Source organism: Azospirillum soli (assembly GCF_017876165.1).
Taxonomy (GTDB): domain Bacteria; phylum Pseudomonadota; class Alphaproteobacteria; order Azospirillales; family Azospirillaceae; genus Azospirillum; species Azospirillum soli.
This window is the reverse complement of sequence record NZ_JAGINQ010000017.1, coordinates 23,409-38,169: the sequence shown is the minus strand read 5'-3', so window position 1 is coordinate 38,169 and position 14,761 is coordinate 23,409. Positions and strand designations below refer to the sequence as shown.

General features: G+C 68.4%; 14 protein-coding genes. 12 read left to right on the top strand and 2 right to left on the bottom strand.

Annotated features, from left to right (window positions below; genetic code table 11):
- Positions 1-49: 49 nt before the first annotated feature.
- From J2852_RS22790 to J2852_RS22775, 4 genes are all read left to right on the top strand, one after another.
- On the top strand, positions 50-259 hold the full coding sequence (locus J2852_RS22790; protein WP_209880181.1) for a putative signal transducing protein: 210 nt from the start codon (positions 50-52) through the stop codon (positions 257-259).
- 47 nt (positions 260-306) lie between these two features.
- Positions 307-1,038, top strand: coding sequence for a tRNA1(Val) (adenine(37)-N6)-methyltransferase (locus J2852_RS22785; RefSeq protein ID WP_209880179.1), 732 nt, complete (start codon positions 307-309; stop codon positions 1,036-1,038).
- A 170-nt stretch (positions 1,039-1,208) separates the two neighbouring features.
- Positions 1,209-2,915, top strand: coding sequence for a methyl-accepting chemotaxis protein (locus tag J2852_RS22780; RefSeq protein ID WP_209880178.1), 1,707 nt, complete (start codon positions 1,209-1,211; stop codon positions 2,913-2,915).
- Between the two features lie 365 nt (positions 2,916-3,280).
- Positions 3,281-4,153: a S49 family peptidase gene (locus J2852_RS22775; protein WP_425514401.1), complete on the top strand. Its 873-nt coding sequence runs from the start codon at positions 3,281-3,283 to the stop codon at positions 4,151-4,153.
- Between the two features lie 4 nt (positions 4,154-4,157).
- On the opposite strand, the gene J2852_RS22770 is transcribed toward J2852_RS22775, so the two are convergent.
- Positions 4,158-4,385, bottom strand: a complete 228-nt coding sequence (locus J2852_RS22770) for a type II toxin-antitoxin system HicB family antitoxin (RefSeq protein ID WP_209880174.1) — start codon at positions 4,383-4,385, stop codon at positions 4,158-4,160.
- A 72-nt stretch (positions 4,386-4,457) separates the two neighbouring features.
- Between J2852_RS22770 and J2852_RS22765 the strand changes: the two genes are divergently transcribed.
- The 8 genes from J2852_RS22765 to J2852_RS22730 all read left to right on the top strand — a co-directional run bounded on the left by J2852_RS22765 (position 4,458) and on the right by J2852_RS22730 (position 14,061).
- On the top strand, positions 4,458-5,246 hold the full coding sequence (locus J2852_RS22765; protein WP_209880172.1) for a sulfite exporter TauE/SafE family protein: 789 nt from the start codon (positions 4,458-4,460) through the stop codon (positions 5,244-5,246).
- Between the two features lie 47 nt (positions 5,247-5,293).
- Positions 5,294-5,551, top strand: coding sequence for a hypothetical protein (locus J2852_RS22760; protein WP_209880170.1), 258 nt, complete (start codon positions 5,294-5,296; stop codon positions 5,549-5,551).
- Between the two features lie 74 nt (positions 5,552-5,625).
- Positions 5,626-6,513 (top strand): glycine--tRNA ligase subunit alpha, encoded by an 888-nt coding sequence (locus tag J2852_RS22755; RefSeq protein WP_209880168.1) that lies wholly within the window; start codon positions 5,626-5,628, stop codon positions 6,511-6,513.
- Position 6,514: 1 nt separating this feature from the next.
- On the top strand, positions 6,515-8,602 hold the full coding sequence (glyS, locus tag J2852_RS22750) for a glycine--tRNA ligase subunit beta (protein WP_209880166.1): 2,088 nt from the start codon (positions 6,515-6,517) through the stop codon (positions 8,600-8,602).
- 284 nt (positions 8,603-8,886) lie between these two features.
- Positions 8,887-9,405 carry a helix-turn-helix domain-containing protein gene (locus tag J2852_RS22745; RefSeq protein WP_209880164.1) on the top strand — a complete coding sequence of 173 codons (519 nt, stop codon included), beginning with the start codon at positions 8,887-8,889 and terminating at the stop codon, positions 9,403-9,405.
- A gap of 416 nt (positions 9,406-9,821) precedes the next feature.
- A complete protein-coding gene (gene ppdK / locus J2852_RS22740) occupies positions 9,822-12,515 on the top strand; it encodes a pyruvate, phosphate dikinase (RefSeq protein ID WP_209880308.1) in 2,694 nt (897 codons plus the stop codon).
- A gap of 71 nt (positions 12,516-12,586) precedes the next feature.
- Positions 12,587-13,006, top strand: a complete 420-nt coding sequence (locus J2852_RS22735) for a bacteriohemerythrin (protein ID WP_209880162.1) — start codon at positions 12,587-12,589, stop codon at positions 13,004-13,006.
- Positions 13,003-14,061 carry a serine hydrolase domain-containing protein gene (locus J2852_RS22730; protein ID WP_209880160.1) on the top strand — a complete coding sequence of 353 codons (1,059 nt, stop codon included), beginning with the start codon at positions 13,003-13,005 and terminating at the stop codon, positions 14,059-14,061. The genes J2852_RS22735 and J2852_RS22730 overlap by 4 nt, the downstream gene beginning before the upstream one ends.
- Positions 14,062-14,068: 7 nt before the next feature.
- On the opposite strand, the gene J2852_RS22725 is transcribed toward J2852_RS22730, so the two are convergent.
- Complete coding sequence (locus J2852_RS22725; RefSeq protein WP_209880158.1) at positions 14,069-14,758, bottom strand: chemotaxis protein; 690 nt, start codon at positions 14,756-14,758, stop codon at positions 14,069-14,071.
- Positions 14,759-14,761: the final 3 nt, after the last annotated feature.

The window sequence follows — 14,761 nt, the reverse complement described above, 5'->3', positions numbered from 1 at the left end:
GCATAGCCTCTTCGGTCAAGTCCGCAGGGCGATTCGCATTCGAGATGTGATGAAGGAACTCCTGCGCACCACCGATCCGGTCCGTTTGTCCTGGCTTCTCGCCCTTCTGGCGGACGCCGGGATCGAGGGCGTCGTGCTTGACACCCACACCAGCATCCTGGAGGGCTCCATCGGCGCCATCCCCCGCCGCCTGATGGTGGCCGAGGCCGACCACGCCCGCGCCCGCCGCCTCCTGCGCGACGCGGGCGAGGAAACCTGACCCCTCTCCCAGCAGGGCTGGGCGAGGGAACATTGCCCGGAAAGGCCATGACCACCGACACCCTCCTCGACGGCCGCGTCCGTCTTCTCCAGCCCTTTGACGGCTACCGCGCCGCCATCGACCCGGTGCTGCTCGCCGCCTTCACCGACGCGCGTCCCGGCGAGCGCGTGCTCGACGTCGGCACCGGCACCGGGGCCGCCGCGCTGTGCCTCGCCGCCCGCGTCCCCGACGCGCTCGTCACCGGCCTGGAGAAGCGCGCGGATGCCGCTGGCTACGCCCGCCGCAACGCCGCCCTCAACGGCGCGGACTCCCGCGTCACCATCCTCGACGGCGACCTTCTGTCCCCACCACCGAACCTGACGCCGGCCTCCTTCGACCGCGTCATGATGAACCCACCCTATCTCCGCGCCGGTGCCGCCAGCCTTCCGCCCGACCCCTGGAAGGCCGCCGCCAACGTGGAAGGGGAGGCCGCGCTGAAGGACTGGCTGCGCTTCGCCGCCGCCATGCTGAAGCCGCGCGGGGCGCTGACCCTGGTCCACCGCGCCGACCGGGTGGACGAGATCCTGGCGGCCCTCCATGGCGCCCGCTTCGGCTCCCTCATCCTTGTCCCGCTGTGGCCCAAACCGGGGGAGGACGCCCGCCGTATCCTCCTGTCCACGCGGAAGGGCGGCAAGGCCCCGGCCCGCTTCACGTCGGGCCTGACCCTGCACACCCCCAACGGCTCCTACACCGACGAGGCCCAGCGCATCCTGCGCGATGCCGCCGCGCTGGCGCCCTGAGTCCACCCAGGCAGAAACCCGTAGGCAAAAACGCTCAGGCAAAAATTCTCAACCTGAGGCAGTATGCCGCAATGCAAAAAACGCAGTTGTCTCTTGCCGGACCGCTCCCCAAAACAATGTGGATGGTATCGACTCAAAATTAACAGCCTAAAAGGGCGGGGGAGTTGGACATGCGTTTCAGCGATTGGAAAATCCTGACCAAGGTGCTTTTCGTGGTCGGGCTGCTGTCGGCGACCATGGCCGTCATCAGCGTGATCAGCGTCAACGCACTGAAGAATCTGAGTTTGGAGGCCGGCGAGGTGCAGGAAGCCGGACAGGAGGCGTTGACCGGCTCCCGCCTGAACCAGAACGTCATCGCGCTCAACCGGGCCGAGTTCCGCGTCGCCGCCGAGCCGTCGCCGGCGCAGGTCGCCGAGGTGGAAAAGGTCATCCAGGAACAGCGCGCTCAGCTTGAGCAGCGGCTGACCGGCCTGAAGGCTACGGCCGGGGCGCGCGGGGCGGAGCTGTTGCGCGCGGTCGAACTGGCCTACGCCGCCTACCTCAAGGAACTGGACGACACCATGGCCGTGGCGCGCCGCAACGGTGCTCAGGTCACCAACGACAAGGCGCGGCAGGAGATCGTCGATTCCGCCCTCGCGTCGCGCGCCGCGGCGACCCAGCTTCAGCAGGCCATGGGGGCATTCAACAGCTACTCCGACGACAAGGCCAACACGGTCGCCAAGAGCGCGCAGGAGGATGCGGCCCGCATCCAGACGCTGGTCCTCACCGTCGCTGTGCTGGGCGTGGTCGGCGGCATCGTCGTGGGCTTCCTCATCGCCCGGTTCGGCATCGGCCGTCCGGTGGCCGCTTCGGTCGGCTGCCTGCGCCGCCTCGCCGACGGCGACACCGCCGTCGAGATCTACGGCGTCGGCCGCAAGGACGAGATCGGCGACATCGCCGGCACCATGCAGATCTTCAAGGAAAACCTGATCCGCACCCGCCGCATGGAGGAGGAGGCCAAGGAGGCCGAACAGCGCGCCGCCCAGGAGAAGAAGCGCCTGATGAACGAACTGGCCGACAGCTTCGAGGCGTCGGTGAAGAGCGTGGTCGGCGCCGTGTCGTCCTCCGCGACCCAGCTCCAGGGCAACGCGCAGAGCATGTCCTCGGTCGCCGAGGAGACCACCCGGCAGGCCGCCGCCGTCGCCGCCGCGACCGAGCAGGCCTCGGCCAACGTCCAGACCGTGGCGAGCGCCGCCGAGGAACTGGCCGGCTCCATCGCCGAGATCGCCCGTCAGGTCGAGGATTCGGCCCGCAGCACCCAGACCGCCGTGGACGAGGCGCAGCGCACCAACGCCATGGTGGAAAGCCTGAACGACGCCGCCCAGCGCATCGGCACGGTGGTCCAGCTGATCCAGGAGATCGCCGCGCAGACCAACCTGCTGGCGCTGAACGCGACGATCGAGGCGGCCCGCGCCGGGGAGGCTGGCAAGGGCTTCGCCGTCGTGGCGTCGGAGGTCAAGAGCCTCGCCAACCAGACCGCCAAGGCGACCGAGGAAATCTCGGGTCAGGTCCAGGCGATCCAGAAGGAGACGCAGGACTCGGTGGAGGCCATCCGCTCCATCACCACGACCGTGCGCAAGGTGAACGAGATCGCCGCTTCCATCGCCTCGGCCGTGGAGGAGCAGACGGCGGCAACCGGGGAGATTTCCCGCAACGTCCAGCAGGCCGCCGCCGGCACGACCGAGGTGACCCGCAACATCACCGGCGTCAACCAGGCGGCGCAGGACGCCGGCCGCTCGGCCAGCGAGGTGCTCCACGCCGCCAACGACCTGTCCAGCCAGTCGCGGACCCTGACCACCACCGTCGAAAGCTTCATCGCCCGCATCCGCGCGGCGTGAGGTCTTTCATTCCCTCCCCCGTGCGCGGCACGGGGGAGGGTGGGGGCTATCGCATTTGAATTTCCACCGCCAATAGGGTCGTCAATGGGAAGGCTCGGCCGGCCAGCAGACAGCTTCCCATACGTCATCCCCGCGAAGGCGGGGATCCAGAAAACTTCGCACCTCAGCACTGATGTGCCCTGGATTCCCGCCTTCGCGGGAATGACGCTGGAAAGTTGCTTTTGACACGGAAAGCGGCTTCAACGGCCAAATGCGATAGCCTTGGTGCAAGGGTGGGGGGCCCCCGGCCGGCGCTTTTTTCCCGTCACCCCCGCCCGATCCTTGCAAACCCACCGCCAGCGTCACCATTTCAACCGGCGATGACCATGCAAGACTTCCTCGCCAAGCTCCCCTTCGGCCCCTGGCGCGAGGCCGGGCCGATCGTGTCCGTCCTGCGCCTGACCGGCGTCATCGGCCAGCTGGGGCCGTTGCGCCACGGGCTGACGCTGGCCGGTTCCGCCCCCCTGATCGAGCGGGCCTTCGCCCTGAAGAAGCAGGCGGCGGTGGCGCTGATCGTCAATTCGCCGGGCGGATCGCCGGTGCAGTCGGCGCTGATCGCCAAGCGCATCCGCGACCTCGCCACCGAGAAGAACGTCCCCGTCTTCGCCTTCTGCGAGGACGCGGCGGCGTCCGGCGGCTATTGGCTGGCTTGTGCGGCGGACGAGATCTGGGCCGACGAAAGCTCCATCCTCGGCTCTATCGGCGTGGTGTCCTCGGGCTTCGGCGCGCACGAGTTCATCCAGCGCCACGGCATCGAGCGGCGTCTCTACACCGCTGGCGACAAGAAGGTTCTGCTCGACCCCTTCGCGCCGGAGCGCGAGGACGGCGTCGCCCACCTGAAAGCCATCCAGACCGACATCCACGACGCCTTCAAGGCGATGGTCCGCGACCGGCGCGGCGGGCGGCTGAACGCCCCGGACGAGGTTCTGTTCTCCGGCGCCTTCTGGGCCGGGCGCAAGGCGCTGGAGATGGGCCTGATCGACGGCATCGGCGATCTGCGCACCATCCTGCGTGGCCGATTCGGCGAAAAGGTCCGCCTGCGCGTGGTGCAGGAAGACCGCCGCTGGTTCCGCCGCGTCGGCCTGCGGGTGGGGGCGCCCGCCCTCGATTCGGCCCTCGATTCGCTCGCCTCCGAGCTTCCGGGCGCGGCGCTGGCCGCCGTCGAGGAACGCGCCCTCTGGTCCCGCTACGGCCTCTGACGCGTCACTGCGTCACTTCGCGCAGACGCTCGGACGGCGGCGGCACCGGCTGGCCGCCCTTCTGCGCCGCCTCGATCCACGCGCGGATCGCCGCGCGCGTCGCCGCTTCCGCCTCGGCCGGCGTGGCCCCCCCGGCGGTGCAGCCCGGCAGGTCGGGCACCTCGGTCACGTAGCCGACGCCCTGCTCCGGCGCCAGCGGGCGGACGATGACCGGGTAAGCGCTGACGTCCATTGTCTTTTGCTCCTCCTTCGTCTGGGGATTCATTAAGGTGCCGATCCTGCGGCGGACGGCAAGGCTTACTTTATGCTCAGCGCGCTCATCTTTCTGGCCGGCGGGGCGGCCGGCGGCCTGCTTCTGGGCATGCTGGGCGTCGGAACGGCGCTGGTGGCGGTGCCGCTCCTGACGCTGCTGCTGCCCTGGCTGGGCGTGCCCGCCGCCGTGGCGCCGCTGACCGCGCTGACCACCTCCATGGCCGTGGTAGCCGCGACCTCCGTCTCCTCGGTGCTGTCGCATCACCGGCTCGGCAACGTTGATTGGCGCGTCTTCCGCACCACCATCGCCGCGAGCCTGCTTGGCGTCGCGCTGGGCAGCGCCGTCGCCACGCATCTGCCGGCCGTTGCCCTGCGCGTTATCGTCGCGGCGTTCCTGCTTTACACCGCCTGGCGCATGCTGACGGCCTCCGCGCGCAAAACCGCCGCCACGCCCGCATCCCCCACCACCTACCGTCTCGGCGGCGCGCTGATCGGCGTGGCCGGCAGCTTCATCGGCGCCGGGGGTGGGGTGCTGATGGTCCCCTTCCTCAGCGGCCGGGGCCACCCCATGACCCGCGCCATCGCCACCTCCACGGCCATCGGGCTTCCCGTGACGGTGCTCGGCGCCATCCTCTACACCGGTCTCGGCCTGCGCCAGGGCGTGGACCTGCCGGGTCAGGTCGGCTACCTGCACCTGCCGGCCTTCCTGGAGATCAGCGCGGCCAGCGTTCTGGCCGCTCCGCTCGGCGCACGCCTCGCCTCCCGCATCCCGGCGCCGCTGCTGAAGCGCGTCTTCGCGGTGATCCTGATCCCCCTGGCCGTGAAGATCGCCGTGGGTTGAACCGATCCGCCTTGACCCAAGGCGCCGTCCCCCCTTAATCCTGCGGCATGTTCGGAAAGATACTGCTCCTGGCGCTGGTGATCGGCGCGGTCTGGTTCGGCTGGCGCTGGTACAACCGCGTCGGCGCGGTCGGGCGCGAGCGCCTGCGCGAACGCGAGCGCGAGCAGAAGCGCCAGACGGGGGGCACCGCCCAATCCTCCCGCGTCTCCGCCGAGGACATGGAGAAGTGCCCGGAGTGCGGCGCCTACGTCGCCCCCCATTCGGCGGTGTCCTGCGGCCGTCCCGGCTGCCCCTACGGCCGCTAAGGCGGCTTGCAAGCAAGAATGCTGGCGCGTATCGTGCGGCGCGCTTTTTCAACAATAATCGTACGTGACCGCCGATGGCCTCCCAGAGCGGGATTCCCAAAGACAATCGCGGCCTGTCTTTCCAGGCCCTGATCCTCAAGCTTCACCAGTTCTGGTCGGAGCAGGGCTGCGTCATCCTCCAGCCCTACGACATGGAGGTTGGCGCGGGCACCTTCCACCCGGCGACGACGCTGCGCGCACTCGGTCCCGACGCCTGGAAGGCGGCCTACGTGCAGCCCTCCCGCCGGCCGAAGGATGGGCGCTACGGCGAGAATCCGAACCGTCTCCAGCACTATTACCAGTATCAGGTGATCCTGAAGCCCTCGCCGGCCAACGCGCAGGAGCTGTATCTGGAAAGCCTGAAGGTGCTGGGCATCGACCCGTCGCTGCACGACATCCGCTTCGTCGAGGACGACTGGGAGAGCCCGACGCTCGGCGCCTGGGGCCTGGGGTGGGAGGTGTGGTGCGACGGCATGGAGGTCACGCAGTACACCTATTTCCAGCAGGTCGGCGGCATCGAGTGCGACCCCGTGGCGGTCGAGCTGACCTACGGGCTTGAGCGCCTCGCCATGTACGTCCAGGGCGTCGAGAACGTCTACGACCTCGACTTCAACGGCCAGGGCGTCAAGTACGGCGACGTCTTCAAGCGCGCCGAGGTCGAGTATTCGGCGCACAACTTCGAACACGCCAACACCGACATGCTGCTCCAGCATTTCAAGGACGCCGAGGCCGAGTGCCAGTCCCTGATCGCCAAGGGCGTGGCCCTGCCGGCCTACGACCAGTGCATCAAGGCGTCCCACCTTTTCAACCTGCTGGACGCGCGCGGCGTCATCAGCGTCGTGGAGCGCGCCGCCTACATCGGCCGCGTCCGCGCGCTGGCGAAGGCCTGCTGCGAGGCGTGGACCGCCGGAGGGGCCAAGTAACATGCCCGAATTGCTCATCGAATTCTTCTCCGAGGAAATCCCCGCCCGCATGCAGGCGCGCGCGGCTGACGACCTCAAGCGCCTCGTCACCGACCGTCTGGCCGCCAACGGCCTGACCTTCACGGACGCGCAGGCCCATTCGACCCCCCGCCGCCTCGCCCTCGTCATCGACGGCCTGCCCGAGCGCACCGCCGACGTGAAAGAGGAAAAGAAGGGTCCCCGCGTCGGCTCGCCCGAGCAGGCGGTCCAGGGCTTCCTGAAGTCCGCCGGCCTGACCAGCCTCGACCAGTGCGAGCAGCGCGACACCGGCAAGGGCGTCTTCTACTTCGCCGTCGCCGAGAAGAAGGGCCGCGCCACCGCCGAGGTGCTGGCGGAGATCATCCCCGCCGTGATGGCTGAATTCCCCTGGCCGAAGTCCATGCGCTGGGGCACCAGCACGGTGCGCTGGGTGCGTCCGCTGCACTCCATCATCGCGGTCTTCGGCGGCAAGGTTCTGGACGGCGCCTACGACCTCGGCGGAGTCCAGGGCAAGCTGGCCTTCGGCAACAGCACCCGCGGCCACCGTTTCCTCTCCCCCGACGCCTTCACGGTCGAGAACTTCGCCGACTACAAGGCCAAGCTCGCTGAGGCCCACGTCATCCTCGACCGCGAGGAGCGCAAGGCCAAGATCAAGGCCGACGCTGAGGCTCTGGCCGCCAAGGAGGGCCTGACGCTCTCCCCCGACGACGGCCTGCTGGAAGAGGTCGCCGGCCTTGTCGAATGGCCGGTCGTGCTGATCGGCTCCATCGACGAGAAGTTCATGGACGTGCCGTCGGAGGTTCTCATCACCTCCATGCGCACGCACCAGAAGTATTTCGCGGTGCTCGACAAGGCCGGCAAGATGGCGCCGCGCTTCGTCGTCGTCGCCAACATGGTGACGACCGACGGCGGCAAGGCCATCGTCGCCGGCAACGAGCGCGTCCTGCGCGCCCGCCTGTCCGACGCCAAGTTCTTCTGGGACCAGGACCGCAAGACGAAGCTTGAGGACCGCGTCTCCAAGCTCGCCGCCATCACCTTCCACGCCAAGCTCGGCACGGTGTCGGAGAAGGTGACCCGCGTGCAGGTTCTGGCGGCGGAGATCGCCCGTGCCATCGGCGCGGATGCCAACGCAGCGACCCGCGCCGCCCTGCTCGCCAAGGCGGACCTCGTCACCGAAGTGGTCGGCGAGTTCCCCGAGGTCCAGGGCATCATGGGCCGCTACTACGCGCTGGGCGAGGGTGAGAACCCGGTGGTCGCCGAGGCCATCGCCGAGCATTACAAGCCGCTCGGCCCCTCCGACTCCTGCCCGAACGCTCCGGTCTCCGTCGCGGTCGCGCTGGCCGACAAGCTCGACACGCTGGTCGGCTTCTTCGCCATCGACGAGAAGCCCACGGGCTCCAAGGACCCCTACGCGCTGCGCCGCGCCGCACTGGGCATCATCCGCCTGATCCTGGAAAACGGCCTGCGCCTGAACCTGTCCCAGGTCTTCAAGGCCGCGCACGGTGCCTACGGCGTCAACGGCTTCGCCGCCGCCGATGCGGTGTCGTCCGACCTCATGGCCTTCTTCGCCGACCGCCTGAAGGTCACGCTGCGCGACCAGGGTGTCCGCCACGACCTGATCGACGCGGTCTTCGCGCTCGGCGGCGAGGACGACCTCGTCCGCCTGCTCGCCCGCGTGAAGGCGTTGCAGGAGTTCGTCGGCTCCGATGAGGGTGCCAACCTGCTGGCCGCCTACAAGCGCGCCAGCAACATCGTCCGCATCGAGGAAAAGAAGGACGGCAAGACCTACGACCAGCCGGTCGATGCCGCCCTGCTGACCCTGGCCGAGGAAAAGGATCTCTACGGCGCCCTGACCGACGCCGCCGAGACCGCCAAACCCCTCCTCGCGAACGAGGACTTCACCGGCACCATGGCGGCGCTTGCCCGCCTGCGCGGCCCGGTGGACGCCTTCTTCGACAAGGTGACGGTGAACGCCGACGACGCCGGCCTCCGCGCCAACCGCCTGCGCCTGCTCAGCCAGATCCGCAGCACGCTGAACGCGGTCGCCGACTTCTCGCGCATCGAGGGGTAAGCGCACCTCACTCCACGAAAAAGCCGGGGTGCCTTCGGGCCCCCGGCTTTTTTATTCACTGCTCTCCCCCCATTCGGTGTCCCCTCTCCCCTCCGGGGAGAGGGTTAGGGTGAGGGGGCTCGTGCGCAGCACGAACCCTCTCCCTGTGGGAGAGAGTTGCCCCGCGTGAGCGGGGCGGGTGAGGGGCAAACTATCTTCATTCTGCTTGACGGCGTCCTGCCTTGCCGATTCTGCAACTCCTATGATAGGAATATATGCAGAAAACAAGGCCAGGAATACACCCCATGCCCCCGCACCCCACTGTCACCAACCTCCCCGTCGAACTGTCCGAACCCCCGATCCCGCCCAACGGCCAACTCGTTCCCGGCTCCCGCTACTCCGACGCCGATTGGGCCATGGCGGCGCATCGCCTCGCGTCCGGCTGGCCAGTGCTCCAAGTGGCCCGCGCCATGGGTTGCCACCGCAACACCATCTGGCGCGCCTACTACGTCTCTCGCGCCTTCCGCGAACGCGTGGAATGGGAACGCGCCTGCCTGCGCCGTGAGGCATCGGCCCGCCTGCGTTCCCTCTCCCACGTCGTGACCGCCCACATCGAAAACGCCATCAGTAAGGGCGACATGCACACGATCCGCTGGCTGGCCGGTCAGTTGAAGCTCGCGGCGGTTCCGGCGCTTGACGGTCCCGGCGATCCGCCCGGTCCCGACATCGCCGACCGCGCCGAGCGCGTTCCCGAAATGGACCTGCCCGAGTCGGTTCCTTTCGATTGGCAGGATGAATTCGCTCCGGATCTTCCCTTCCGGTGATCCCGTGTCGCGCGTCCCTGGACCGAAAAAAACGCCCCGCCGCGCCTAGCCATAAGCACACAAATCGTTGTGCATTGACCGCACAACATAAGGGCGCAAACAAACCACTGCAACGCGCTGAAATGAAAGGAGAAAACGCCCAAAAACGCCATTGTGCATTTTTGAAAATCGCCGGAATCTGCACAACGATGCACAATCGGCCGGGCGTCTCCACCCCCTCCGTTCCACCCCTTCCGACCCCTGTGGCAACGAAGGGACCAACACGGTCGCGTTCACGCTATGCAACGGATCGTCTTGTCTTCTCCTTCCGCGCGGGGCTAGAAGGGCGCATATCGGAGACGGTCGCGCGGTCATACCAGTTTTACGACCGTGCGGCCCGGTGCCGGACGACCATGAGAGTGAACGAGGATTTCACGATGGCGAGCCAGGGCGAAAGCAAGTGGGTCTACAGCTTCGGGGCCGATGCCACCGAAGGCCGGGCGGATATGAAGAACCTGCTCGGTGGTAAGGGTGCCAATCTGGCCGAGATGGCCAACCTCGGTCTTCCCGTCCCTCCGGGCTTCACCATCACCACCGAGCTGTGCACCTATTATTACGCCAACGGCCGCACCTACCCGGCGGAGCTGAAGGCCCAGGTCGCCGCCGCCGTGCAGCGGCTGGAGCGGGCCATGGACGCCACCTTCGGCGATCCGGCCAACCCGCTGCTGGTCTCGGTGCGCTCCGGCGCCCGCGCGTCCATGCCGGGCATGATGGACACGGTGCTGAACCTCGGCCTCAACGACGAGACCGCCGCCGGCCTCGCCAAGCGCTCGGGCGATCCGCGCTTCGCCTACGACAGCTACCGCCGCTTCATCCAGATGTACTCGAACGTGGTGCTCGACGTCGATCACCACCATTTCGAGGAGATCCTGGACAACCACAAGCGCGACAAGGGCTACAACCTCGACACCGACCTGAAGGCCGAAGACTGGCAGTCGGTCATCGAAGGCTACAAGAAAGCCGTCGAGCACGAGCTGGGCAAGCCCTTCCCGCAGGACGTGCAGGAGCAGCTGTGGGGCGCCATCGGCGCCGTGTTCGGCTCCTGGATGAACGCCCGCGCCATCACCTACCGCAAGCTGCACGACATCCCGGCCGAATGGGGCACGGCGGTCAACGTGCAGTGCATGGTGTTCGGCAACATGGGCAACGACTGCGCCACCGGCGTGGCCTTCACCCGCAACCCGTCCACCGGTGAGAACGCCTTCTACGGCGAATATCTCGTCAACGCCCAGGGCGAGGACGTGGTGGCCGGCATCCGCACGCCGCAGCACCTGACCATCGCCGGCAAGCACGCCAACAAGTCCGACCTCCCCGCCATGGAAGAGGTCATGCCGGAGGTCTTCAACCAGCTGAACGAGGTCCGCCTCAAGCTGGAGAAGCACTACCGCGACATGCAGGACATCGAATTCACGGTCCAGCAGAACAAGCTGTTCATGCTGCAGACCCGCAACGGCAAGCGCACCGCCCCGGCGGCGCTGAAGATCGCCGTTGATCTCGCCAACGAAGGGCTGATCGACCAGGCGGAGGCCGTGCGCCGCATCGACCCGGCCTCGCTCGACCAGCTTCTGCACCCGACGCTGGATCCGAAGGCCGACCGCACCGTGATCGCCAAGGGCTTGCCGGCGTCGCCCGGCGCCGCCTCCGGCAAGGTCGTCTTCACCGCCGACGAGGCGGAGGCGCAGGCCGGGCTGGGCGACGCGGTCATCCTTTGCCGCGTGGAAACCTCGCCCGAGGACATCCACGGCATGCACGCCGCCCGCGGCATCCTGACGACGCGCGGCGGCATGACCAGCCACGCTGCCGTGGTGGCGCGCGGCATGGGCCGCGCCTGCGTGTCGGGTGCGGGTGACCTGCGCATCGACTACAAGACCAAGACCATGACGGTGCGCGGCACGGTCGTGAAGGAAGGCGACATCGTCACCATCGACGGCTCGACCGGCGAGGTGATGCTGGGCGAAGTCCCGACCATCCAGCCGGAGCTGTCGGGCGACTTCGCCACGCTGATGGGCTGGGCCGACTCGATCCGCCGGATGAAGATCCGCACCAACGCGGAAACCCCGCTGGACGCCCGCACCGCCCGCAAGTTCGGCGCCGAGGGCATCGGTCTCTGCCGCACCGAGCACATGTTCTTCGACCCGGCGCGCATCCTCGCCGTGCGCGAGATGATCCTGGCGGAGAACGAGGCCGGCCGCCGCGCCGCGCTGGCCAAGCTGGAGCCGTTCCAGAAGCAGGACTTCGTCGAGCTGTTCACGATCATGTCCGGCCTGCCGGTGACGATCCGCCTGCTCGACCCGCCGCTGCACGAGTTCCTGCCGAACACCGAAGAGGACATGGCCGAGGTCGCCAAGGCCACCGGCACCGACCCGCTGCGGGTGCACCACCGCACGGTGCAGCTGCACGAGGCGAACCCGATGCTCGGCCATCGCGGCTGCCGTCTCGGCATCAGCTACCCCGAGATCTACGAGATGCAGGCCCGCGCCATCTTCACGGCGGTGGCCGAGGTCTCCAAGAGCACGGGCGAGACGGCGACGCCGGAGATCATGATCCCGCTCATCGGCACCAAGAAGGAGTTCGACATCCTGAAGGAGGTGGTGGACCGCGCCGCCGCCCAGGTGAAGGCCGCCACCGGCCAGGAGTTCGACTATCTCGTCGGCACGATGATCGAGCTGCCGCGCGCCGCCCTGCGGGCCGGCGACATCGCGGAGACGGCGGAGTTCTTCTCCTTCGGCACCAACGACCTGACGCAGACCGCCTTCGGCCTGTCGCGCGACGACGCCGGCGCCTTCCTGCCGGAGTACCAGCGCCAGGGCATCCTGGAGCATGACCCGTTCCAGACGCTCGACCAGGAAGGTGTGGGCGAGCTGATCGCCATCGCCGCCGAGCGCGGCCGCAAGACCCGCGAGAAGATCAAGCTCGGCATCTGCGGCGAGCATGGCGGCGACCCGGCCTCCATCTCCTTCTGCGAGTCGGTCGGTCTCGACTACGTGTCGTGCTCGCCCTACCGCGTGCCGATCGCCCGTCTGGCTGCGGCCCAGGCGGCGCTCAACGCCGACACCGTCAAGCGCGACTGACGGGCAACGGATCGTGATGGTTACGGAAAGGCCCCCTCCCACGGGGGCCTTTCTTTTAGTAGAATAATCTTATGACGACCTCTCTCGCCTGGACCGACGACCTGTCCGTCGGCTCCCCCGCCATCGACCGCGAACACCGGGAACTGGTGGAGCTGTTCCAGCGCCTCACCGACCCGGCCCGCCAAGGCGACGCCGCCTTCCTGCGCGCCACCCTCGACGATCTCGTCCGCCACGTCGGCGAACATTTCGAACGGGAGGAGGGGATCATGCGCCGCCACGGCTATCCCGACTATGGCCGGCACCGGCAGCTCCACGGCGACCTGCTGGATCAGATCAACCACTTCATGGACCTGATGGACGAGACGGGCGCCGCCCTTCCGCCGGCCCGCATCGTCGACTTCGTGGGCAACTGGCTGGTCGGCCACATCCTCCGCGACGACAAGGCGCTGGGCCTCTGGCTCGCCGCCAAGCACGGCTCCGCCGCCGCGTGACCCGCGACCCCGCCCAGGCACTCACCAATCTCCTCAACGAGGACCCCGGCCCGAATTCCGCCCCCACGTCCGCCCGAGTCGCTGTCCTCGCCGTCTGCCGGGGCAACGATGCCTGGACCACAGGCCTCGCCCGTGACGGCTATGACCCGCCGGACCCCGCGTCCCGCTTCCTGACCTACAGCATCACCAAGACCATGTCGGCCGCCGCCATCCTGCGTCTGGCGGCCCGTGGAGTCCTCGACCTCGACGCCCCGCTGGACCGCTGGCTGCCCGACTTTGGTCCCGCTGACCGCATCACGCTGGCCCAGGTGCTGGCCCACCGCGCCGCCCTCCACAATTACGGCGGCATGCCCCTCTACCACGCCGCCGTCCGCTCCGGCGCCGAGCCCTGGACCGAGGACGAGTTCCTGGCCCGCTGCCGCGCCGACCACCTCTACACCGAGCCCGGCCGCGAGTTCTCCTACTCCAACATCGGCTATCTGCTGGTTAAGCGGGTGCTGGAGCGCGCCACCGGCCTCACCTTTGCCGAGGTCCTGACCCGCGAACTCTTCCAGCCCCTCGGCATCGACGGCCCCACGGTCCCGACCCGCCGCGAGGATCTGGACCCGCTTCTCTTCGGCCCCAGCCCCTACCTGGGCTCTGGTGATGGCAGCGACGGCACGCCGGTCCCCGTCGTTCCGCTCTACCACCCCGGCTGGGTCTCCCACGGAGTTGTCGCCGCCAGCGCCCTGGACACTGTCCGCTTTCTGCACGGCCTGTCCACCGGCGCCCTGCTGCCGCCCGAGCTTCTCTCACGCATGACCCAAGCCGAGCCCGTCATCACCCCGATGCGCGATCGCCCCTGGGTGGAGCCGTCCTACGGCCTCGGCCTCATGGTGGAACTGGACGGTCAAGCCGGCCCCCTCTGGGGGCACACCGGCGGCGGCCCCGGCTGCACGCCGGTCGCCTATCATGTCCCCGGCCCCAGCCCCCTGACCGTCGCCGTCTTCACCGACGGCGAGGATGGCGCCCAGGCCGAATGGATGGCCGTCGAGGCCGCCCATGCGCTGCGATAGCGGACGCTCAGCGCCGGTCGAACAGTTCCACTTCCCCTTCGACGGGGGTCCGTTTCAGGATCTTCAGGAAATCCAGTTCCTGATGGATCGTCTCGCGCTCCGTCTCCGGCCGCAGCAGGCGGCGGAAGGCCTTGCCGGTGGTCGGGAAGAAATGCACCCGCCGCCCCACCGGCCCGCCGAGATCCTGGCCCGTCAGCGACAGCCCTTCCCGCTGCACATAGTCCAGCACGAAGGCTGCGTTGCTGGCGCCCACGTCCATGCTGGTCTCGATGACGCGGGAGGCGCCGAACACCTTGACCTCCAGCCGCTCGCGCCGGGCGCCGCGCTCCAGCAGGTCGTTGATCAGCCGCTCCATCGCCACGCTGCCGTAGCGGGTCGCCACGCCGAAGCCGTCGCCGCCCACCGGCGCGCCCGGCAGCAGGAAATGGTTCATGCCGCCGACCCGCGCCACTGGATCGTGGATGCAGGCCGCGACGCAGGAGCCGAGAGTCGTCACCAGCATGTCGTCGGTGCGGCTGGAGATGCGATGATGCCCCAGCACCACCGGGACCACGTAGGCCTGGAACTCGGAATCGAAGTAGCTGCCGTCGGCCCGCACGCCGTCCAAGGCGGCGCCACGCCGGTCATAGCCGTCGGCGGGGTCGCCGGGCGGCTGGAACGCGCTGATGCTGGGCCGTGTGATGCCGGACAGTGGCATGGG